Origin of the sequence: Geothermobacter hydrogeniphilus, assembly GCF_002093115.1 — a bacterium.
GTDB lineage: Bacteria > Desulfobacterota > Desulfuromonadia > Desulfuromonadales > Geothermobacteraceae > Geothermobacter_A > Geothermobacter_A hydrogeniphilus.
The window spans coordinates 16,474-38,534 of record NZ_NAAD01000015.1; the positions used below are offsets into that span (position 1 = coordinate 16,474).

At 61.0% G+C, this 22,061-nt stretch carries 17 protein-coding genes; 2 read left to right on the forward strand and 15 right to left on the reverse strand.

Going from position 1 to position 22,061, the window contains the following annotated elements; all coding sequences use genetic code 11:
- Window positions 1-6: 6 nt before the first annotated feature.
- The 5 genes from glnE to gatC form a co-directional block, all read right to left on the reverse strand.
- The gene (gene glnE, locus B5V00_RS11930; RefSeq protein WP_085011032.1) at window positions 7-3,171 is read right to left on the reverse strand and encodes a bifunctional [glutamate--ammonia ligase]-adenylyl-L-tyrosine phosphorylase/[glutamate--ammonia-ligase] adenylyltransferase; all 3,165 of its coding nucleotides are present in this window, start codon (window positions 3,169-3,171) and stop codon (window positions 7-9) included.
- Window positions 3,172-4,260: an S-methyl-5-thioribose-1-phosphate isomerase gene (mtnA, locus tag B5V00_RS11935; RefSeq protein ID WP_085011033.1), complete on the reverse strand. Its 1,089-nt coding sequence runs from the start codon at window positions 4,258-4,260 to the stop codon at window positions 3,172-3,174.
- A gap of 143 nt (window positions 4,261-4,403) precedes the next feature.
- Window positions 4,404-5,840: an Asp-tRNA(Asn)/Glu-tRNA(Gln) amidotransferase subunit GatB gene (gatB, locus tag B5V00_RS11940; RefSeq protein WP_085011034.1), complete on the reverse strand. Its 1,437-nt coding sequence runs from the start codon at window positions 5,838-5,840 to the stop codon at window positions 4,404-4,406.
- 217 nt (window positions 5,841-6,057) lie between these two features.
- Window positions 6,058-7,515, reverse strand: coding sequence for an Asp-tRNA(Asn)/Glu-tRNA(Gln) amidotransferase subunit GatA (gatA, locus tag B5V00_RS11945; protein WP_085011035.1), 1,458 nt, complete (start codon window positions 7,513-7,515; stop codon window positions 6,058-6,060).
- A 42-nt stretch (window positions 7,516-7,557) separates the two neighbouring features.
- Window positions 7,558-7,845 carry an Asp-tRNA(Asn)/Glu-tRNA(Gln) amidotransferase subunit GatC gene (gene gatC, locus B5V00_RS11950; RefSeq protein ID WP_085011036.1) on the reverse strand — a complete coding sequence of 96 codons (288 nt, stop codon included), beginning with the start codon at window positions 7,843-7,845 and terminating at the stop codon, window positions 7,558-7,560.
- Between the two features lie 398 nt (window positions 7,846-8,243).
- On the opposite strand from gatC, the gene B5V00_RS11955 reads away from it, so the two are divergent.
- Entirely contained in the window at window positions 8,244-8,897 is a 654-nt protein-coding gene (locus B5V00_RS11955) for a YiaD family glycine zipper/OmpA-like lipoprotein (protein WP_085011037.1), read from the forward strand.
- A gap of 168 nt (window positions 8,898-9,065) precedes the next feature.
- Here the strand turns inward: B5V00_RS11955 and tatA are convergent, their stop codons facing one another.
- Window positions 9,066-9,269: a twin-arginine translocase TatA/TatE family subunit gene (tatA, locus tag B5V00_RS11960; protein ID WP_085011038.1), complete on the reverse strand. Its 204-nt coding sequence runs from the start codon at window positions 9,267-9,269 to the stop codon at window positions 9,066-9,068.
- A gap of 163 nt (window positions 9,270-9,432) precedes the next feature.
- Between tatA and B5V00_RS11965 the strand changes: the two genes are divergently transcribed.
- Window positions 9,433-10,029 carry a TorD/DmsD family molecular chaperone gene (locus B5V00_RS11965; RefSeq protein ID WP_085011039.1) on the forward strand — a complete coding sequence of 199 codons (597 nt, stop codon included), beginning with the start codon at window positions 9,433-9,435 and terminating at the stop codon, window positions 10,027-10,029.
- Window positions 10,030-10,053: 24 nt separating this feature from the next.
- Here B5V00_RS11965 and B5V00_RS11970 read toward each other — a convergent pair whose 3' ends face one another.
- The 9 genes from B5V00_RS11970 to B5V00_RS12010 all read right to left on the reverse strand — a co-directional run bounded on the left by B5V00_RS11970 (window position 10,054) and on the right by B5V00_RS12010 (window position 22,023).
- A complete protein-coding gene (locus tag B5V00_RS11970; protein ID WP_172399735.1) occupies window positions 10,054-11,112 on the reverse strand; it encodes a TlpA family protein disulfide reductase in 1,059 nt (352 codons plus the stop codon).
- A gap of 138 nt (window positions 11,113-11,250) precedes the next feature.
- Window positions 11,251-12,402: an NrfD/PsrC family molybdoenzyme membrane anchor subunit gene (nrfD, locus tag B5V00_RS11975; protein ID WP_085011041.1), complete on the reverse strand. Its 1,152-nt coding sequence runs from the start codon at window positions 12,400-12,402 to the stop codon at window positions 11,251-11,253.
- 9 nt (window positions 12,403-12,411) lie between these two features.
- A complete protein-coding gene (locus B5V00_RS11980) occupies window positions 12,412-12,969 on the reverse strand; it encodes a 4Fe-4S dicluster domain-containing protein (RefSeq protein ID WP_085011042.1) in 558 nt (185 codons plus the stop codon).
- A 26-nt stretch (window positions 12,970-12,995) separates the two neighbouring features.
- Window positions 12,996-15,194, reverse strand: coding sequence for a molybdopterin-containing oxidoreductase family protein (locus B5V00_RS11985; protein ID WP_245803960.1), 2,199 nt, complete (start codon window positions 15,192-15,194; stop codon window positions 12,996-12,998).
- A gap of 101 nt (window positions 15,195-15,295) precedes the next feature.
- On the reverse strand, window positions 15,296-16,897 hold the full coding sequence (locus tag B5V00_RS11990; RefSeq protein ID WP_085011043.1) for a DUF3373 family protein: 1,602 nt from the start codon (window positions 16,895-16,897) through the stop codon (window positions 15,296-15,298).
- 40 nt (window positions 16,898-16,937) lie between these two features.
- Window positions 16,938-17,264: a c-type cytochrome gene (locus B5V00_RS11995; protein WP_085011044.1), complete on the reverse strand. Its 327-nt coding sequence runs from the start codon at window positions 17,262-17,264 to the stop codon at window positions 16,938-16,940.
- A 593-nt stretch (window positions 17,265-17,857) separates the two neighbouring features.
- Complete coding sequence (locus B5V00_RS12000; RefSeq protein ID WP_085011045.1) at window positions 17,858-18,064, reverse strand: hypothetical protein; 207 nt, start codon at window positions 18,062-18,064, stop codon at window positions 17,858-17,860.
- Window positions 18,057-19,508 carry a glycogen synthase GlgA gene (gene glgA / locus B5V00_RS12005; RefSeq protein ID WP_085011046.1) on the reverse strand — a complete coding sequence of 484 codons (1,452 nt, stop codon included), beginning with the start codon at window positions 19,506-19,508 and terminating at the stop codon, window positions 18,057-18,059. Before glgA ends, B5V00_RS12000 begins: the two co-directional genes overlap by 8 nt.
- 4 nt (window positions 19,509-19,512) lie before the next feature.
- The gene (locus B5V00_RS12010) at window positions 19,513-22,023 is read right to left on the reverse strand and encodes a mannose-1-phosphate guanyltransferase (RefSeq protein ID WP_281249702.1); all 2,511 of its coding nucleotides are present in this window, start codon (window positions 22,021-22,023) and stop codon (window positions 19,513-19,515) included.
- Window positions 22,024-22,061 lie beyond the last annotated feature (38 nt).

Below are 22,061 nucleotides of genomic sequence, written 5' to 3' on the forward strand. Positions count from 1 at the left end.
CCCGGTTCAACCTGCCAGGTAATGTTCAAAGATGGTCCTGATGTTGCCGGTGACGGCCCGGTAATCTTCGAGGAACGTCACCTCGGGTTTTTTCGGTTTCTCAGGATACCCGAGTCTCCTGGCGAGTTTGCGCAGGTAGGCCGGGTCGCCGGAGAGTTCATTGATGGACTGGTCATGGACCAGCCGCAGCCGGTTTTCGAGACGCCGCAGAAATTTGTAGCCGCTGCTCAGCAACTGGTTCTCGGTTTCGGTCAGCAAGCCGAGATCGGCAAGGGACTGCAGCGTCTGCAGAGTATTTTGGCTGCGCAGCTCGGGGTGCCGGGCGCCATGTTTGAGCTGCAGATACTGGGTAAGAAACTCGACGTCGACCATGCCGCCGCGACCGGTCTTGATGTTGAAATGGGCGTCATCCTCGCGGGCGATCTCGGTTTCCATGCGTTGCCGCAGGCGCCTGATTTCTTCCGCGGCGTTCTCCGGCAGCGGCTGCTGATAGAGGATGTTGTCAACCAGGCGGGTGAGTTCAGTGACCAGGTCCTCCGGTCCGGCCATCGCCCGGGCTTTGGTCAGGGCCTGGCGCTCCCAGAGTTGGGCCGATTCCTGGTGATAGCGTTCGAAGGCATCCAGGCTGGTGACCAGTGGCCCCTGGTTGCCCGATGGTCGCAGTCGGGCATCGATCTCGTAGACCTTGCCTTCGCGGGTGACCAGGGTCAGGACGGAAATAATCCGTTGCGCCAGGCGGGAGAAGTATTCCCGATTGCTCTGGACGCGGAAACGTCCCGGGTCGGTTCCTTCCACCGGTCGGGTTTCCCCCTCGCCCCGGTAGACGAAAATCAGGTCGAGGTCGGAATGGTAGTTCAGTTCCCGGCCGCCGAGTTTGCCCATGCCGAGGATGACGAATCCGGCCGGCTCCCCGTCACCGGTGAAGGGCAGACCGAAACGCGGCAGCAGCTCCTGCCGGGCCAGTTCGACGGCGGCTTCAAGGCAGGCTTCGGCCAGTTCGGAAAGCTGGCGGGCGGTCTGGCCCTGCAGGGCTAGACCGTGCATGTCGTTGAGGGCGATGCGCAGCATTTCCTCTTTGCGGAAGCGGCGCAGGGCATCGAGCTGGTCTTCGTAATGATCGACCATCTCCAGCTGGACCCGCAGGTCACGGCGGAAATCATCCAGCTCCTTGATCCGTACCGCGTCGTGGCTGACCAGGGAGTCGAGAACCTGCGGGCTCTGGATGAAGATCCGGGAAAGGAACTGGCTGGTGGCGAAGAGGTTGACCAGCCGGGTGATGACCTCGGGATTCTGGGCCAGCAGCGAAAAGAAGGTTGCCCGCGCGCGCAGGGCGACGACGAAGTTTTCCAGGTTGCCGAGGGCCATATCCGGTTCGGGGGAATCGATCACCGCCTGCAGCAGTTGCGGCGCCAGCTTTTCCAGCTGGCGGCGGGAACGTGGTGCCATCGGGTTGTGCGGCGGGCCGTGACGGAGGATCTGCAGGGATTCGAAGGCTCCGTCGGGATTGCGGAAGCCGTTCTCTTCAAGCAGGTCCTTGACGAAATCGGGATCGGTGTTTTCATCGAGCAGAACGCCGATTTCGGGGCGGATGCCGCTGCCGAGTTCTTCGTCGCTGGTGTAGAAGAGGCTGTGAAACAACTCGGCGACGGCATCCCGGTGCCGCTGCAGTTCAGTCAGGAAGGCCGCTGCGTCGGCGAAGCCGCTGCGCCGCGCCAGGGCGCGCAGCTCCTCGGGCCTGGACGGCAGGCTGTGGGTCTGCCCCTCCTGGACCATCTGGATGCGATGCTCGGTATTGCGCAGGAAGATGTAGGCCTCGCGCAGGGCGACGTGGTCCCGCTCGGGGATCAGCCCCTCGGCCAGCAGCTGGTCGAGGGCGTCGAGTGAGTTGCGGACCCGCAGTCGCGGATTCTTCCCGGCGTGGACGACCTGCAGCGCCTGGATGAAGAATTCGATTTCACGAATTCCGCCGCGCCCGAGCTTGAGATTGGTGTCGGCCTCCTGCCTGCGGGCCAGGCTCTGGTCGATGCGCTGTTTCATCCCCCGCATGTCCTCGACCATCCCGTAATCGAGATAACGGCGGTAAATGAAGGGTTCCAGGGATTTGAGCAGGCGTTCTCCGAGAGAGATTGAACCGGCTACCGGTCGGGCTTTGAGCAGCGCGGTGCGTTCCCAGCTCTGCCCCCAGCTTTCGTAATAGGCTTCGGCGCCCCGCAGTGGTGTCGCCAGTTCGCCGCGGCTGCCCTCGGGGCGCAGGTTGAGGTCGACGCGGAAGACAAAGCCGTCGCCGGTCACCTGGCCGAGGGCGCGGCCGATCTGTTCGCTCAGCTTGCAGAAATACTGGTGCAGGGAGATCTGCCTGCCCCCACCGGGCCGGTCGGGATGGCCGGCGGTTCGGCCCCGTTCGGAGCTGTAGAAGTAGATCAGGTCGATATCCGAGGAGAAGTTCAATTCCCGGCCGCCGAGCTTGCCCATGCCGAGAATGGTGAATTCGGCTTCCAGGGGACAGGTTTCGTCTTCGGTTTCAAGCAGCGGCGCGCCATATTCGTCACGCAGCAACATGTCGCAGATTTCAAAAGCGCGCTGCAGGCAGGCGGCGGCCAGGTCGGAAAGTTCGGCTCCGGTCTGCTGAAAGTCGGCCAGGCCGCAGAGGTCGCGGCCGCCGATGCGCAGCACCTGGTGATACTTGAACTCCCGCAGCCCTTTCTGCAGAGCCGCGAAATCACTCCCCACAGGGATCTTCTGCCGCAGTTGTACCAGCATCTCTTCCCGGTCGCAGGCGGCGGTGAGGCTGCCGCCGACAAACAGGTCATGAAAATATTCGTTTTTCCGGCACAGGATCGAGCTGAGGAAAGCGGATGCTCCGAGGATGGTCAGCAGTTGCCGGCGTTCGTCAGGTTGTCGCAAAACCGGCATCAGCTCTTCTTTGGGGAGCGACCCGCTGAGTCGTTCGAGGTTGTTCAGGGCCTGGTCGGGGTCGGCGGTCGCGGCGGCATCGTTGGCGATGGCGGCCAGCAGGAGCGGGTCGCCGGTCAGCTCGTTGAGCAGCAGCAGGTTGACGGTGGTCTTTTTGCCGTCGGCAAATCCGAGCAGCTCGGAAAGCTCCGCCAGTTCCGGATCGTCCCGATTCCGGCAGGCCGGCTGCAGTCGGTCGCTGAGTTCGCGATCGTCCATTCAGCCCCCGCAGTTGACCAGTTCGGCAAGTCGGACGGGATAGTTTCCGGTGGCGATCCCGTGTTCGGTGATGATGGCGGTGACCAGTCGTGCCGGGGTGACATCGAAAGCGGGGTTGACGACGCCGATGTTGTCCGGTGCCAGCTGGATGTCGCCGATATGGGTGATTTCGCGCCGGTCGCGTTGCTCGATGGGGATCAGGCTGCCGTCGGCGAGGCTCAGGTCGATGGTTGACACCGGCGCGGCGACGTAGAAGGGAATCCGGTGTTCGCGCGCCAGCACCGCCACCGTATAGGTGCCGATCTTGTTGGCGACGTCGCCGTTGGCGGCGATGCGGTCGGCGCCGACGATGACGCAGTCGATCAGTCCCCGGCTCATCAGGTAGCCGGCCATGTTGTCACAGATCAGCGTGGTGTCGATGCCGTCCCGCTGCAGTTCCCAGGCCGTCAGTCGCGCGCCCTGCAGGAAGGGGCGGGTCTCGTCGGCCAGCACCGCGACCTGCTTGCCGGCGGCCACCGCCGCGCGGATTACGCCGAGGGCGGTGCCGTAACCGCCGGTGGCCAGTGCCCCGGCGTTGCAGTGGGTGAGAATCCGCGCCGGGTCGGGGATCAGTTCCTGGCCGTGCCGGCCCATGGCGCGGTTGATGCGCTCATCCTCTTCGAGGATCGCCAGGGCCTCGTATTCCAGCGCGATCTTGATCTGTTCGACCGGACGGTCGGCGTGGTTGCGAGCGAAACCCTGCATCCGCTGCAGCGCCCAGGAGAGGTTGACCGCAGTCGGCCGGCTGGCGGCGAGGTGGTCGCAGACGGCGGCGAATCGATCGAGAAAATCTCCGGTTTCTTCCGCCTCGATGTCTCGCGCGCCGAACCAGGCGCCGAAGGCCGCCGCGCAGCCGATGGCCGGGGCGCCCCGAACCACCATGGTCTGAATGCCCTCGGCCACCTCGCGGTAGTCGCGGTAGTCAAGCCAGATTTCCTCGGTCGGCAGCTTGCGCTGGTCGAGCATCTGCAGGACGCCGCCGGCGTAGCGCAGCGGCTTGATGCCGGTCCCCCCGGCGGTGGCACATCGATTGGAGATGTTGGTCTGCATGGGAGTATTCCTTTATTATCAAAGGCGGCTGAAAGGCAAAGGGATAAAGGCTAAGGGGGAGACAAAAACCTTTAGCCTTTGGCCCTTGGCCGATTTTAATTCCCTCGGCGCCCTTGGTGTCTTGGTGGCCGGATTTTTTTCTGTCAGTCCAGCTTCTTCCGCAGCAGCTCATTCACCAGCTGCGGGTTGGCCCTGCCTTTGCTGGCCTTCATCACCTGGCCGACGATGAAGCCGAGGACCTTGGTCTGGCCGGAACGGTACTGTTCGACCTGCGCTCCGCAGTTCGCCAGCACCTCGTCGACGAGGGCCTCGATGGCGCCGCTGTCGGTGACCTGTTTGAGCCCTTTCTCCTCGATGATGGTGTCGGCGTCCCTGCCGCTCTCCCAGATCAGGTCGAAGACCTGTTTGGCGATATTGCTGGAAATGCTTTTGTCGTCGATCCGTTTCAGCAGGCCGGCGAGCAGCTCCGGGGTGACCGGGATGGCGTCGACCGCCAGGCCGGTCTCGTTCAGTTTGCGCTGGATGTCCCCCTGCACCCAGTTGGCGCAGAGTTTCGGATTGTCATGCCGGGCGAGACAGGCCTCGAAGTATTCGGCCACTTTGCGGTCGGCGGTGAGGACTTCGGCATCATAGGGTTTGAGGCCGAGTTCCTGCTGGTAGCGCGCCAGCTTGGCTTCCGGCAGTTCCGGCAGTTCCTTGCGGACCCGTTCGACCCATTCCGGGTCGACTGTCAGCGGCAGCAGGTCGGGGTCGGGGAAGTAGCGGTAGTCGTGGGCCTCCTCCTTGCCGCGCATCGAGCGGGTGGTGCCCTTGTCGCTGTCGAACAGCCGGGTTTCCTGGATCACCGTGCCGCCGTCCTCGATCAGTTCGATCTGGCGTTCGATCTCGTAGTCGATCGCCTCCCGGATGAAGCGGAAGGAGTTGATGTTTTTCAGCTCGGCGCGGGTGCCGAACTCCTCCCGGCCGCGCGGACGGACCGAGACGTTGGCGTCGCAGCGGAAGGAGCCTTCTTCCAGGTTGCCGTCACAGATGCCGAGGTAGACGACGATCTGGTGCAGTTTCTTCAGGTAGGCGATGGCCTCGTCGGCGCTGCGCATGTCCGGTTCGGAAACGATCTCCAGCAACGGCGTGCAGGCGCGGTTGAGGTCGACCCGGGAGCTGCCTTCCCCTTCGGCGTGCAGCAGTTTGCCGGCATCTTCTTCCATGTGGATGCGGGTGATGCCGATCCGTTGCGGGCCGCGTCCTTCGGTTTCGATGTCAAGCCAGCCATGCTCGCAGATCGGCAGTTCGAACTGGCTGATCTGGTAGCCCTTGGGCAGGTCCGGGTAGAAATAGTTCTTGCGGGCGAAGACTGAACGCGGGGCGATCCGGCAGTTGGTCGCCAGCCCGGCCTTGATGGCGTTCTCGACCACCTGGCGGTTGAGGACCGGCAGGGCGCCGGGCAGCCCGAGACAGACCGGGCAGGTCTGGCTGTTGGGCGTCCGGCCGAATTCGGTGGAACAGCCGCAGAAGATCTTGGTGTCGGTGGTCAGCTGGACGTGAACTTCCAGGCCGATGACCGGTTCGAAGAGTGAGGACATGGTGCTACCTTTCAGGGATAAAGGCTTTTTTTACCACGGAGGCACGGAGAAAATCGATTTGCCGCCAAGGCACCAAGGCACCAAGGCGCCAAGAAAATCTGAAACCCAGTACTCGGGTTTTAGGTCCAACCCTGAATTGCCTTTGCTTTTCTTAGTGCCTTGGCGTCTTGGTGGCTAAAGGATTTTAAGGTTTTTGTGCCTCTATGGTGAATCGATTTCAAATTTCTGCCGTTTTCAGATGCCACTCGGTTGCCTGCTGGTAGGCGTGACCGGCGCGCAGCAGGGTTTCTTCGCCGAAGGGCCGGCCGATCAACTGCAGGCCGATCGGCAGATTCTGCCCGGAGAAACCGCAGGGGACGCTCATGGCGCAGGTTCCGGCGAGGTTGACCGGGATGGTGAAGATATCCGAGAGGTACATCTGCAACGGGTCGTTGACCTTTTCTCCGAGTTTGAAGGCCGGGGTCGGCGAGACCGGCGTCAGCAGCAGGTCGACCTGATCGAAGGCTTTGTTGAAATCGTCGCGGATCAGGGTGCGGACCTTCTGGGCCCTGAGATAGTAGGCGTCGTAGTAGCCGCTTGACAGGGCGTAGGTGCCGAGCATGATGCGCCGTTTGACTTCGTCGCCGAAGCCTTCGGCGCGGCTGCGGCAGTACATGTCGATCAGGCCCGAACCATTGTCGACCCGGCGGCCGTAGCGCACCCCGTCGTAACGGGCCAGGTTGCTGGAAGCTTCGGCGGTGGCCACCAGGTAGTAACAGGCGACGGCGTAGTCGGTGTGCGGCAGGCTGACCTCGACAATTTCCGCGCCGAGGTCGCGGTAGACGGCGACCGCCGTTTCGACCGCCTGCTTGACATCGGCATCGAGCCCGTCAATGAAATATTCTTTCGGCAGGCCGATTTTCAGGCCCCTGACATCTTCGCCGAGGGCGGCGCTGTAGTCGGGGACCGGGGTGTCGACCGAGGTCGAATCGGCCGGATCGAAACCGGCCACCGCCTGCAGCAGCAGGGCGCAATCCCCGACCGTGCGCGCCAGCGGGCCGACCTGGTCAAGGGAAGAGGCATAGGCGATGACGCCGTAGCGCGACACCCGGCCGTAGGTCGGTTTGAGTCCGACCACGCCGCAGTGGCCAGCCGGCTGGCGGATCGAGCCGCCGGTGTCGGTACCGAGGGTCGCCACCGCCTGGCGGGCGGCGACCGCGGCGGCACTGCCGCCGGAGGAGCCGCCCGGTACCCGGTTCGGATCCCAGGGGTTGCGGCAGGGACCGGCGGCCGAATTCTCGTTGGAGGAGCCCATGGCGAACTCGTCCATATTGAGCTTGCCGAGCAGCACCGCACCCTGTTCCTTGAGCCGGGCGATGGCAGTGGCATCGTAGGGCGCGACATAGTTTTCGAGAATGCGCGACCCGGCAGTGGTGCGGATGCCCTCGGTGTTGAAGATATCCTTGACCGCCAGCGGGATGCCGGTCAGCGGTGCGGCATCACCTTTTTTCCGACGGATGTCGGCGGCTTCGGCGGCGGCCAGCGCCGATTCTTCGCAGATAGTGATGAAGCTGTTGAGGCTCCCGCCGGTGGCGTTGATGCGGTCCAGGTAGGCCCGGGTCAGTTCCCGGGAACTGAATTCGCCGCCGGCCAGTTTGCTCTGCAGTTGCTGCAGGTTCAGATCGATAAAGGGCATGGCTTGTCAACCTTGTCGGTTCAGGTTTGGCGAAACGCGGGATTATTCAATGACCTTGGGAACGAGGAAGCAGCTGTCGTCGCCCGCGGGCGCGTTGATCAGCGCCTTTTCGGTCCCGATGGACGGGCGGACCCGGTCCTCGCGGAAGGCATTCTCCATCGGCACCGCGTGGGCGGTCGGCTCGATGCCGTCGACATCGAGTTCGTTCAGCTTGTCGACGTAACTGAGGATCGCATCCATGTCGGCGGCCAGGCGGTCAAGTTCATTGTCGGCCAGATCGAGACGGGCAAGGCGGGCGACGTGCGCGACCTGTTCACGGGTCATGCTCATGGTTTCACTCCTTAGTGGGTCTGTCAAAGCCTGTTAAAATAACATGTCTGGCAGGTTTATGACAAGGCCGGGCCGGGACCCCAAATCCACCGGCAATTTCGGGATTCGGCTGTCGTTACGGATGAATCCGCTTCGTTGCCTTCACCGCTTCGGTGCTCAACGTAGCTCGGCCACGTCTGCGCCCGAATCGGCGCGGCGCCTCGCATCTCCACCCGTTTCGCCACCCTCGGTCCACAAAACCGCCGGTGGATTTGGGGGGACGGTGGGGCATCGACAGCAGGATGACCCGGGGGAATTGAATGATTGAAAAGTCGTCTCGCGGGGATTATGTTAGGATTTAAACCAGCAGGATCGATATATGCGGTGTCGTCCTATCCACAGCTAAAGGAGATGTTCAAATGCGTAACCTGATGATTGTTCTGATGGTGCTGACATTCTTTGTTGCCGGTTGTGCGCCTCCGGCCAACAAGGCCGAACAGGGAACCCGGGTCGGGGTCGGGGTCGGTGCCGTCGGCGGCGCGCTGCTCGGCCAGGCGATCGGCGGCAACACCAAGTCGACCCTGATCGGGGCCGGCATCGGCGCCCTGGTCGGCGGTATCGCCGGCAACCAGATCGGTTCCTACATGGACGCCCAGGAGGCGGCCTTCCGCCAGGAACTGGCGGCGGTTGAAGGCGCCAACATCCGGCGCAACGCCGACACCCTGGCGCTGACCTTTAAGTCGGATGTGCTGTTCGATGTCAACTCGGCGACCCTTAAAGCGGGGGCCCATGATGAGATATTCCGGGTGGCCAAGGTTCTCAACCAGTATCCGCAGACCACCCTGCTGGTTGCCGGCCATACCGACAGCACCGGCAGTGAGCAGTACAATCAGCAGCTTTCCGAGCGCCGCGCGCAGGTGGTCAAGAACGCCCTGGTCGGCAACGGGGTCAATCCCGACCGGATCCGCGTCATCGGTTACGGCGAAGGCAAGCCGATTGCCAGCAACGCCAGTGAGTCCGGTCGGCAGTTGAACCGCCGGGTGGTGATCACCATCGAACCGATTCGCGGCTGAAGGCAGTGCGATCAATCCTGAATCCGTGAGTTCCTGCTGGGTGGAGAGTGCTTGTGCTGTCCGCCGACAAGGGGTTCACCGATTCGGGTTTACACAAAACAGCCCGCCACCTGATGAACAGGGGCGGGCTGTTTTTATTTCTTCAGGCTGCAACCGTTTCTCGTGGTTTCAGCTGTCTTTCTTTTCGTCGTCCTTTTTCTCGTCGTCGAGCCGTTCAAGCTCCTGATCCTCGTCAGCGTCGTTCATCCCTTTTTTGAAATTCCGGATGCCCTTGCCGAGGGCTCCACCGACCTGCGGCAGTTTGCCCGCGCCGAAGATCACCAGAACGATGACCAGAATAATGACCAGTTCCTGTGTGCCGAGTCCGAACATGATGGTTTAGCCTCCTCCGCTGGAATGCTGCTTTTATACACTGAAATGTGGCAAAAAACAATAAATCTTTTCAGCGTTTACGGTGAGCCGGTGACGGAAACCGGTTGCATTTCCAGTTATATTCGTATATCTATATATTTACCCGATTGAAAGGAGTCACCCGATGTTGCATGTACGCCAGAGGCTGCAGGTTTATCGTTTTTTTTCCCGGTTGTTCCGCTACCCGGATGCCGGATTGCTGCAGGAGATCGCCGCCGGCAGGACTGACGAGATCGCCGCCTGGCTGCAGCTTCCCGGGCCGGTTGATGTTCCGCAGAACGTTGCCGACCTGCAGGAGGAGTACACCGGGTTGTTTATTGCCCGCCAGGGAGGAATTCCGGCGCCGTTGTACGGTTCCGTTTACCTTGATGATGACGGCCGGTTGATGGGGGCGTCGACAGTCCGGGTGGCCGACTGCTATCGCGACCGGGGGCTCAGTCTCGACGATGATGGCGAACCCGCCGATTTTCTCAGCACTGAACTGGAGTATCTCTACTTCCTGGTCGGCAGGGAAGTTGATGGCCTCTCGGAGCGGCAGCTGGACAAGGTGCGGGAGATGACGACCGCGCAGCGGGACTTTCTCACCACCCTGCTGCTGCCCTGGCTGGAGCCTTTCAGTGAGCGGCTGCGGCCTTTCGGTGACGGTCTCTATCCCTGGGCGGCGCGGGTGCTGCTGGCCTTCGTCCGGCAGGAGTCGGCCTGGCTGGCCAAGTTGACCTGAGCCTGGTGGAGATGACGGGCAGTGTCAGTGCGCTTCCGCCCGGCGGATCTCCTCCAGCAGTTTTGAACCCCGTCGCAGGCTGTCGAAAATGATCGCCGAGGTCATGGTCGCGCTGCTCACCGCATCGACCTCGGGATCGAATGTCCAGCCCCTCCCCAGCTGCCCGCCGACCACCCGGCGACGCATCTGTTCCACCTCCTGTTCATCCCATAATTCATTGCCGTAGCGGGTCAGGTGCAACGTTTCGAAAGCCAGCAGTTTGCCTTCGAGATTGAAGAACGCCAGGAAATGGACGTTGTGACAGACGTCGCATATCGCCCGGCGGCTGATGACCGCGGCGTACAGGGGGCGTCCGTCGACCATGGCGGCATAGACCCGGTCCCGCGAGGGCAGTTGCAGTTGGTGCAGTTCCCGCATCCGGCCCAGTCGGGAGAATCCTTTCTGAATGCGTTGTCGCAGGCGGCTTTCGGACATTCGCAGTGGTGGTGGATAGACCGGTTGCGGCGGGTCGGCCAGGCCCTTGAAGTCGGCGGCCCGCATGCTGATCAGTTCCTTGAGGTAGGCGAACAGCGGGGGGAGGTCGCGGTCTTCGCCGAGATGGCTGCCGGCGACCATGCCCGGTTGCCCGGGACCGGCCTGGCGGACATAGATCGACAGCGGGGTCGGACCGCCGCGAATCGCCATGTGCAGGCTGAAATCGCTGTCGGCGATGACCGGGTAGGCGACATCGTAGACGGTGACGAAGTCTTCGATCTGTGCCGGTGAATTGGCGACCGCGATGCCGAGCATTTTCACCCGGCCGCGGGTCTGCGGATCCTTTTCGATCATTTCGAAGAGCCGGTTGTAGGGCGCGGTCTGTTTCTGGCAGTGGGGACAGAGGACGTTGAGCACCTCGACCAGGACCACTTCGGAGGGAATGTCGCTGAGACGGAAATGATCCTGTTCGCCGATGCCGAGGTAGGATCGTTGGGCATCGGTCGCCGGGGCCTTTAGCGGCAGTTCCGGAAAGGGCTCGCCGATGTCGATCGGCTGGGCCAGCAGATTAACAGGAATGAGCAGGATCAGGAGCAGTATCTGCAGCATCATTTCCTCCCCGTCGCCGGTTCATGTTTCCACGTGAGAACAGCGCCGCCTGAATCGGTGAGCCCCTGCCGGAGAAGAGCGCAAGTCGTTTGCTCTTGCCCGGCAGGAACCCACGGATTCAGGCGACAGCCTGTCGGATCAGGAATGCTGTTCTCTGTCGGTGTCCAGCTTGAGCAGTTTTTCTGCCAGGGTGTAGGCGAAGGCGCTGAAGGCCAGGCAGCCGATCACGATCAGCACTTCGCTGAGTGACGGTGAATAGCTGAACAGCCCGTCCTCCAGTCCGTACTCCTGCAGCCGCAGCGGGTAAAGCTGGCCGGCGATGGTCATGTCGTAGCGCATGAAGAACATGCCGACCAGGGCCAGCAGGCTGGCCATCATGGTGCTGAACGGGGTGCGGTCATGGCGCATCAGCAGCAGCAGCGGCACCACCAGGCCGATGATAATTTCGCCCATCCAGAAGTTCAGCGACAGTTTTCCGGTCAACAGTGCCATGACCGGTTCGTAGTGTCCGGGCTGTTTGCCGTAGAGGCCGACCACCACGTTCCAGAAGACCGAGAAAATGAGGATGAAGATCATCAATGCCAGGATGCGGCCCAGCAGCCGGATCAGGCGCCGGTCCTGTTCATCCATCTCGAGGTTGCGCACGAAATGATGAAAGTACATGACCATGATGATCAGCGCGGTGCCGGAGACCAGGGCGGTGATGATGATGTAGACCGGCATGAACGATCCGTGCCAGAAGGGGCGCGCCAGGGTCAGGCCGAAGACCGAACCGAGGACCGACGGGGCGGCGATGGCGAACAGAAAACCGAGAGAGCCGGTGACGATCGACAGTTTGTGGTTGTCGGTCATCAGGGCATAGAACTCGACCACCAGGATGCCCAGGTAAATGCCGTAGATGGTCCCCATCCACCAGATCCCCGAGCTGAAGTTGGGCGACAGCAGGGTGTAGATCATGTTGAAGGGATGTTCCAGGTCCAGGCCGATGGCCCCGAAGGCGCCCATCAGGCAGAGGATCGCCAGCAGGATGGCCCGCTTGCTGATCAGGGTGAATTCGTGGAAGCCGAACACATGGCCGAGACTGGAAATCAGGCACAGCCCGGAGCAGGAAATAGCGAGAAACACATAGGTCGCGATCAGGATTCCCCAGGGCACCCCGCGGTTGACGTTGAAGGCCTGCTCATGGCCGACCATGAAGCTGTAGCCGGCTGCGCCGGCGGCCGCGATCAGGCAGAGGCTGAGCAGGGCGAACCAGAGCAGCTGACCGGGTTTCTTGGCAATGGTTGACATAGTCTTCTCCTAAATCAGATAGAACAGGAAGGGTTTGGTCCCCAACTCCGGCTTGAGGACCCGGTGCCGGTTCTTGGCCAGCAGGATGGAAACTTCGCTGCAGGGGTCGTTCAGGTCGCCGAAGGTCCGCACCTTGGTCGGACAGGTCTCAACGCAGGCGGGAATCCGTCCGACTGCCAGGCGTTGAATACAGAAGGTGCATTTGTCAATGGCGCCGGTTTCCTCGTTGTAGTAGCGGGCGTCATAGGGACAGGCGAGCATGCAGTACTTGCAGCCGATGCACTTGTCCGGGTTGACGGTGACGATGCCGCCCTCGGTAATCCCCGTCGCGCTGGTCGGGCAGACGCTGTTGCAGGGCGGGTTTTCGCACTGGTTGCACTGGCTGGGAGCGAAGCTCTGCCCCAGGTTGGGGTAGCTGCCCCGCAGGGGCTCCTCGGTGACCCAGTTGCGACAGGTGTCTTCCGGGAGGGGCACGTTGTTTTCGGTCTTGCAGGCCACCGTGCAGGCTTTGCAGTCGATGCAGCGCCTGGTATCGAGCACGATGGCGTAGCGTTTATCTTTCTTCATGGTGGCGTTACTCCTTGTTTCGCGTCTCAGGCACGCTCGATCTGGACGAAGGTCTCATGCAGGGCGGCGTTGCCGCTGATCTTGTCGTAACTGCTGCCGATCAGGGCGGCATCACAGCCTCCTTTGCCATAAACCGTTCGCAGTCCTTTCGACAGGACACCGAAACCGTGCGCCATGTAAACGCAGTCGGGGCGGATTTTGTCGGTCACCTCCAGCTTCAGGGTCTGGGCGCCCACCTCGCTGCGGACGGTGACCCGCATGCCGTTCCGCAATCCCCGGCGTCTGGCCTCTTCGGTATTCAGCCAGAGGGTGTTTTCCGGCATGATGGCGTTCAGGTAAGGGTTGTTTGATGTCGTGCCATGGGTGAAGAAGGCGTGACGGCCGACCAGCAGACGGTATTTCCCGGCCGGGGTGGTTTTCGGTGCTTCATAGACCGGTAGCGGGTCCAGTCCTTTCTTGGCATATTTTTCCGAATAGATCTCGACTTTGCCGCTCTTGGTGCGGAGCCGTTTGCCGAGGGTCCTGCCGTAGGTCGGATCCGTTTTTTCATAGTAGACGCCCCGGGTCTGCAGGGCCTTGAGGATCTGCGGCTGTCCCTTGACCTGGGTCTGGATCACCTCTTCGATGGTGAACTGGAACTGTTCGGCGACGTCACTGCCGAGGCGTTTGGCAATTTCCTTCATGATCCAGATGTTCGGTTTGCTTTCGAACATCGCCTTGATGCAGGGCTGGCGCCAGACCACCACCGGCAGAATGCCGCCGATCGATTCAAGCGGGTCCTGGCGTTCGAGGTAGGTCGCTTCGGGCAGGACCACGTCGGAATACCAGGCGGTATCGCTCATAGTGATGTCGATGGTGCAGATGAAGTCCATCTGGTCCATCATTTTCAGACTCCTGGCGCGGTCGGGAACCGAGGCCAGCATGTTCTGTTTGTAGACCATCATGCCCTTGACCGGATAGGGCTTGCCGGCCAGTACCCGGTCACGGAACGGAACCCAGGCGCCGTCATTTTCCGAAAGGTAGGCGACGCTGCCGGCATCGAGCCGATCCGGGACATCGTCGTACCAGGGCGCGAGGTAATCGTGCCTGCCGATCTTGATGCGGCTGTTGGGAACCATGCCGCCCTTGACATCCCAGTTGCCGATGATGGCGTTGAGAATGGCAATGCCGCGGCGCAGCTGAGTGTCGTTGGCCATAAAGGAGGAGCGGCGGCCGTGGTAGTAGATGGCCCTTGGCGCCGCCAGCGCGAACTCGCGGGCGATGCGGCGGATATCCGCGGCCGGGATTTCACATTCACGTTCGGCCCATTCCGGTGTGTAATTGCAGACGTGCGGCACCAGCTTGTCGAAGCCGACGCAGTTTTCCCTGACGAAGGAGCGGTTGTAGAGCCCTTCGTTGATGATGACGTTGATCATCGCCAGGACGAAAGCGAGATCGGTGCCGGCCTTGATCGGGTACCACTGGTCAGCCTTGGCCGCCGTCCTGGTGAAACGGGGATCGAGGTAGATCAGCTTGCGCCGGCCGCCGTCGCCCTTCAGCATGTCGATGGAGTCGGGGGTGATCAGGGCCTCGCTGCGGTTGGCGCCGCTCATGATGATGTAGTCGGCGTTGAGAACGTCCGGGGTCGGATTGGTGCCGAAGGTCGCCATGAACCCCTGGATGTTGGAGGAGAGGCACAGGGTCGGGTGGCGGACATTGTTCGGCGAACCGAAGCATTCGGCCAGCTGCATGAAGAAATGATCCTGGTAGGTCCCCTCGGTGGAGGCGAACATGACGCCGGCGCGGGTGTATTTTTCCGCCACCTCGTTCATCTTCTTCGCCACCAGGTCGAGAGCTTCTTCCCAGCTGGCGCGGCGGAACTTGCCTTCGCCGCGCTTGCCGGTGCGGATCAGCGGGTACTTGAGCCGATCGGGATCATAGACCACGCCGACCCCGGCGTTGCCGCGGGCACAGAGCATCGACCGGCTCTTGATGAAGTTGGGGTTCGGGTCGAGTTTTTCAATGACGCCGTTGCGGACCCGGGCAATGACGCCGCATTTGTTGACACACATGCCGCAGCTGGTGAAAACGTCGTCATCCTTGCCCCGTTGCGGGCTGGTGACGTCTCCGTTTTTGGCCAGGGCGTGCAGAACCTTGACCTGTGAGCCGACCACCGCCGTGGCGAGGGTGCATGACGACATGCCGAGAAACCGGCGTCGGCTCAGTTTTTTATTGATCAGGGACACGGCAGACTCCTTTGCTCCTTGTTTGTTCGGTTAATTCAGATACTTGGATGTATCTGGGCGGGCAAAGGGGGAGGATGTCCCTCCCCCTTGACCTGCTCGGGTCAGAACTTGACGGTTATCGAGGCATTGATGTCATAGACCTTGTCAATGGCGGGCAGCATGGAATACGCCTTGCCGTCCTTGACATCATCGATCTTCTTCGGTTCGCCGACCGGAGCACCGCTGCCGGTGTACTCGTAGTCGTAGTAGATGATGCCGAACTTCATGAACATGCGCGGATTGACGTCAACGATGTAATAGGCTTCACCGACATGGCCGCGGGTGGAGAGCTTGCTGCCGACGATGTCGTCCTGGGCCTGGGTGAAGGGCAGCCAGTATTTCGACCCGTAGTTGTATTCGAGACCCAGCTTGCCCATCGGCGCCGGGATCTGGATGCCGGCATAGATCGAGTAGCCGTTCTCGGCGTTGTCGTCGAGAGTCCTGCCGGTCGGGGCGAAGGCGACCGCGTCCACGCCGATGGTCGCCGGATTGCCGTTGGCGTCGACCGGGATCATCTCGGCATCCTTGTTCAGGCCGCCGAACAGACCGGCTTCACCATTGGGGTCGGTGCGGGTCCAGCCGAGGCTGGTGAACCACTTGATGCCGTTGTCTTCTTCACGCATGAAGCCGATACCGCCGAGCAGCTCGTCGCCGATGTTGTGGGTCGCCTGCACCCGGGTCAGCATGTTGAAGCCGGGGAAGATGGCGGCCTGGAAGCTGGCCGGCAGGAAGCTGTTGGGAACCGCCAGCACGCCTTTGAAGCCGTCGGTGATGTCCTTGGCGCCGAACAGGGTCAGCTGGATGAAGTTGGTGCCGTCATTGAGCAGGTCGATGTTGAACCCGCCGAGATGGGTGTCCTCAAGGTCAATTTCATTGAACAGTTCGCCGTTGCCGAATTCGGACTCGTACCCCTGACCGTAGCAGAAACGGACCACCTGGCCGTCCCAGCCGGTGACTTTGCCGAGCTTGTAGCCGACGGTAATGCCGTCGAAGTTGAAGTTGACCAGGTGCCCTGAGGGGGTGCCGCCGCGCATTTCATTTTCACGGATATTGGTCGGTGGTCCGTAAGTCGAGGGACGACGGCCGATGGAGAGATAGAAGTTGCTGTGACCGATATCGCTCCAGCTGAAGTAGGCGCGTTCCACCCGCAGGAAATCGCCGGTGGTGTTGCCGCTGTTGGTGCCGTCCATGGTGAAGGAATTCCAGGAATCGAACACCTTGACCCCGGTCGAATCACCCCAGTTCTTGTACATCAGCAGGCGGCCGTGGAATTTGACATTCCTGGCCACTTTGGCCTTCATGCCCAGCCGCAGCCGGGTGGTGTAGAGCAGATTGTTGTCAAAGTCGTCGGTCTTGCGTTTCAGGGTGCCGTCGGGATTGAAGTTGGGCACCAGCAGGCCGGTGCCGGGGTCGTTGACAAACGCCGGCTGGACGTTGGTCAGGTCCTTGTAATGTAGTGAGTCTCCCTTGGCACGCAGGTCACCATAGAAGCTGATGCGGTCGGTGGCCGAGTGCATGGTGTTCTTGTCGATCTGGTCCTGCAGGTCGTTGATCTGCTCATTGAGTTCCTGGATTTTCTTTTCCAGGTCATCCATCGATGTGCCGAACGCCAGGGCGGGTACCATCAGCACTCCGGCAAGCAGTAACGCAAGAATCGTCTTCATGGATTTGCCTCCTGTTGCAATAGATAGGTCCCGGTCGCGTCTAGCCGCAGGTTTCCGGCTGGTCGGAGTCGGCGGCGTGGTCGAAGAGGAACTGGTTGATATCCTTCAGATCCTTCTCGCTGTACTTGCCCCAGATTTCCGGTTTCGCTTTATGCTTGTTCTTTTTGAAGAAACGGTCCCACTGCGACTGGGTCTTTGACAGCGGTGTGAGAGCGCCGCCTTCAGCCCCGGCGACGTGGCAGGTTTTGCAGTTCTTCTTGTAGAGGTATTTGCCCTTTTTCGGGTTGCCTCCTTCGGCGCCCAGCACCGGGGTGGCGAGGAAGGCGGCAACAGCCAGAATCGCGATTGTTTTGCTGATCAGTTTCATCTTTTCCTCCATCAGGTTTAAGAGAGTTGTCGGACCCGTTGCGGCAAGGAGCCTGGCGGGCGTTTTTTTGCGACGCTAAAACCCCGTTCGCAAAAATCCATTAATTCCTATAGTCGATCTTTTGCATATTCAACTTTCAGGATTTGTGCCAATTTGTGCCATGATTAATTAACTGATTCCAAGTTCGTGATATCTGATGTGTATTGGGGGTGGTCGCCTGAGATGAGAAAAATTATTGCGCAGTCATTTGGCAGCTCTAATCTTTAATTTCCGGTAAATCGCCGGTGAATAGACGCATTTTGTGCGCAACAGAGGTGACGCTGTTGCCGTCAGCCATGTCAGGCAGGCGTATCGGAGCAGGGCGCGGGAAGGTTTAGGGGGAATTGTTTATAAAGCTGTTCTAGAGACTGTCGGACTATACAGGCTGAAGCGAAAATTCGGGCGTTTGAGCACAGATTTCGGCTCAATTGCAGCCTCATAGCAGTGGCTATGGGGCAAAATGGAGCTGGGATATGGGCCGAACGCGCGGATTTGCAGCCAGTTCATGGATAGTCCGACAGCCTCCTAGAGGTTGTCAGCGAATTTTTCTCAGGTCAGAGTTCGGGGAAAGGTTCTTCTTCGGCGGGAGTATCGTTTTCGTCGTCGGGAAAGTCTTCGTCGAGAAAGTGATCGAGGAACTTCTGGTTGTCGCGAATGCGGCGGTCGATTTCGCGCTGCAGTTCCGCCAGTTCCGGGTAGCGTTCGGTTTCTGCCGGCGGTGCTGCGTCGTTCGTGGAGAGTTTGTTTTTCTCTTCAGCCATCTTCGTATTCCCGGAGTTGTCGGTACAGGTCAAGATAAGCGGCGGCCGAGCGTCGCCAGGAAAAATCCCGGCGCATGCCGCGTCGTATCAGCTTTTTCCAGTCGTCTTTTTCGGCAAACCGGGCCAGTGCCCGGTCGATGGCCCGCAGCAGGGCATCGGCTTCGGGGGCGTTGAAGCGGAATCCGGTACCCTGCTGAGGGTCGTCATCCATGTCGATCACGGTATCAGCCAGTCCTCCGGTGGCCCGGACCAGGGGAACCGCACCGTAGCGCAGGGCAATCAGCTGTCCCAGACCGCAGGGTTCGTAACGACTCGGCATCATAAACAGATCGGCCCCGGCATAGATGCGGCGCGCCAGGGGTTCGTCAAAACTAAAGTGCAGGGCGACCTGGTGATGATCGCGCCGCAGGGATTCCAGTTGCCGGCGTATGTCCTCGTCTCCGGTGCCGAGCAGCACCAGCTGAATCGGTCGCTGCTGCAGTTTGTTCCAGATCTCCGCCAGCAGGTCAAGTCCTTTTTGCGGGACCAGCCTGGTGACCAGGGCGACAAGCAGCCGGTTTTCATCCTCCTGCAGGCCGAGTTCCTGTTGCAGGTGCTGTTTGCAGCGGGCTTTGCCGGAGAGGTCGTCGGGATCGTAGTTCGCGGGCAGTTCGGTGTCCCGGCGAGGATTCCAGTCGTCGGGGTCTATACCGTTGAGAATGCCGCTCAGTCGCTCGCGCCGCTTCTGCAGAAGGTTCTCCAGGCCGGCTCCGTACTCCGGGGTGCAGATTTCCCGGGCGTAGTTCGGTGACACGGTGTTGATCCGATCGGCAAAGAGGATGCCGCTTTTGAGCAGGGAAATTTGGCCATGATGGGTGATCTGCTGCCGATGGGCGGGGTCCGGCCGGATGCCGGCCCGGTACAGATTGTAAGCCGGGAAAAGGCCCTGGTAGCCGAGATTGTGGATGGTGAACAGGGTTGTCAGGTCGCGAAAAAATGGCTCTTCGGCGTGATCGGTTTTCAGCAGCAGCGGGATCAGTCCGGTCTGCCAGTCATTGAGATGCAGAATGTCGGGGCGAAAACCACCCTGTTTCAACAGGGCGAGAACCGCCCGGCAGAAAAAGCCGAAGCGTTCGATATTGTCGGGGTAGTCGCCGCTGGAATAACCGTAGAGCCCGGGGCGGTCGAAGAGTTCGGGTTGTTCAATGAACCAGGTCGTTATTCCGTCCCGGTCGAGTTCCAGCACCCGGGTCCGGCAACGGCGTGTCCCCAGTTCGATGGTGTAGTTCAGGCCGCTGTCCCGTGGCGAAAAACCTCGCCTGCCAACCTCCGGATAACAGGGCAGCACGACGCGCACCTCGTGACCGAGCCGGGTCAAGGCGCGCGGCAGGGCGCCGGCGACATCGGCGAGCCCACCGGTTTTGGCGAACGGGGCGACTTCGGAAGCGACCAGAAGAATTTTCACAGTTTCAGGACTCTGCGGCGAGTTCGTCCCGCCAGTCGGTGGTCTTTTTCTGATAGTGGTGCAGCAGTTGCCGCGCCCGTTCCGGATCATCGGCTTCCGTAATGATATGGATCGCCGGACGGTATTCATCCGGGAGTACCAGCGCCCAGGCGTCAGGTTCCTCGATTTTTACGCCGTCAATGAAGGAAGCGTTCCGCCCGGCCGAGTCCTCGCTCATGCGCCGCATGACCCCGCCCTTGTATTTCTGGCTGCAGGGAACCTGGCAGTTCAGGTAACTGCGACGGTGAACCGCCTGTCGCAGTTCGCTGAGGCGATGTTTGCCGGAGACCAGCAGTTCGAGAATCCTGGCGACGGCAAACAGGGCGTCGAAGTTGGCCTGGAAGTGAGTGAAGGCATAACGACCGTCAAGACTGGCGGCCAGCTGGGCATCCTCATCAAGGGCTGTTTCGATCAGGGCGCGGCCGTCAGCCTTGCAGCGGCGGATATCGAGATTTCCCTGTTGTGCCAGATCGTCGACGATCCTCGGGGCGGCGACCGGCATCACCAGGCAGCCGGGGCGGCGTTCACGGCTGACCAGGGCGGTGATGGCGGTCAGGCTCTCCGCATGTTCCAGGACCTTCCCCTGATCATCGACGATGGTCAGGGTCTCACCTGATGGACCGATCCAGAAACCGGCCCGGGCCTTGAGGCTGACGACAATGTCCGATAATTGCCGCATCGCTTTTTCGATCTGGTGCGGAGTGGCTCCCGAGCCATGCTCGGCGACATGAGAGTTGAGTTCGACAACGTCGCAGCCGAGATCGCTCAGCAATTGCGGCAACAGGTCTCCGGCCGGTGAGTGGTTGAGGTCGATAACGACCTTGGGGCGTTCCTGGCGCAGCAGGTGCGGATTAAGGGCCTGGAGAAAGCGTTTACGGTAGTCATCGTAGATGCGCGGCAACTCCAGGATGCTGCCGGGTTCACTGTGATGGACCCGGCGGAAGTTCTCCTGGTAATAGATACGTTCGACGTTGCGCGCCATGGCAGTGGAAAATTCAAGCCCCTCGGCATCATAGAAGATCACTTCGGTGCTGGCCTGGTCGCGGGGTGACTGTCTGAAATAGACCCCGCCGACCTCGTCCGATGCCGCCAGCCGGCGACGCATGACCGGCAGGGAGGACATCTTGATGTCATGGACGTTGATTCCGGCTGACAACAGGCCGCCGACGAAGGAGCGTTTCAGCATCCGCGATGAACGGATGGTGTCCCGTCCGGCGAGGACCGAGGTGTTGCGCGGCAGGGTCGAACCGAAGGCGGCACCGAGCCGGGCGGTGAATTCAGGGGTCAGCTCGATGTTGGTCAGTCCGCTGATCAGCGGTCCTTCGAACAGTGTCTTGCGCCATTTTTCACCCCAGATCAGATTGCTGGTGACCGTGGCGCCGCTTTCGACCCGTTTGCGCGGCCAGATCCTGACGGCCGATTTCAACAGGGCCCGATCACCGATGGTGGTTTCGTCTCCGATCACCACCTGCCGTTCGATGTCGACATCCTCGCCGATACGGACCCGGTGTCCAAGGACCGCCCCGGTGATCCTGGCTTTCCTGCGGACAAAGACGTTGTCCCAGAGAACAGTGTCGCGCAGTTCGGCACCGTCCTCGATGATGCAGTTGCGGCCGATGATGCAGTTGCCGACCCGGGCCCGGCCGCGGATCTGGCTGTTGCTGCCGAGGACCACCAGCCCTTCCAGCTGTCGCCTGGCGTCATCGTCGATCAGGGAGTCTTCGGCCGCGAAGAACTGCGGTCGGGCGGCGTCCGGTTCGCCCGGCAGCCCGACGTTGATACGCCCGGAGCAGATGTCGGCGCAGGCTTCAAGATAGGCGTCGGTATTGCCGATGTCGGCCCAGTAACCGTCGACCCGGCAGCCGAACAGTTCGACTCCCGCGGCAAGCATGGCCGGAAAGATGTCTCCTGACCAGTCACTCGGGCCGGAGTGGGGGATAAAGTCGAGAACCTGCGGTTCGACGACGTAGATGCCGGTATTGACAGTGTCGGAAAAAACCTCGCCCGGTCCCGGTTTTTCCAGAAAACGACTGATGCGTCCTTCCTGGTCGGTGATGACCATCCCGTACTGGAAGGGATCGGGGACCGGCTTCAGGGCGATGGTGGCGATAGCCTGATGCTGCCGGTGGAACCGCAGAACGCTGTCAAAGTCGATATCGGTCAGCAGGTCGCCGCAGACCACCAGGAAGCGTTGATCGAGAAATTTGGCAGCGGCCTTTATCGCGCCGGCGGTTCCCAGGTCTTCCAGCGGCGTGACATAGGTGATATGGACGCCGAATTCGCTGCCGTCGCGGAAATAATTCTTGATGATTTCCGGCTGGTGGTAGAGCAGCAGGATCAACTCATCGATGCCGTGAGCCTTGAGGCGTTCGATGACATGCAGCATGATCGGCCGGTTGGCCAGGGGGATCATGGGTTTCGGCAGGTTGATACTCAACGGCTGGATGCGGGTGCCGAAGCCCCCGGCCATGATCACGGCTTTCAAAGAGTCCTCCCGGGAAAGTCATTTCAATG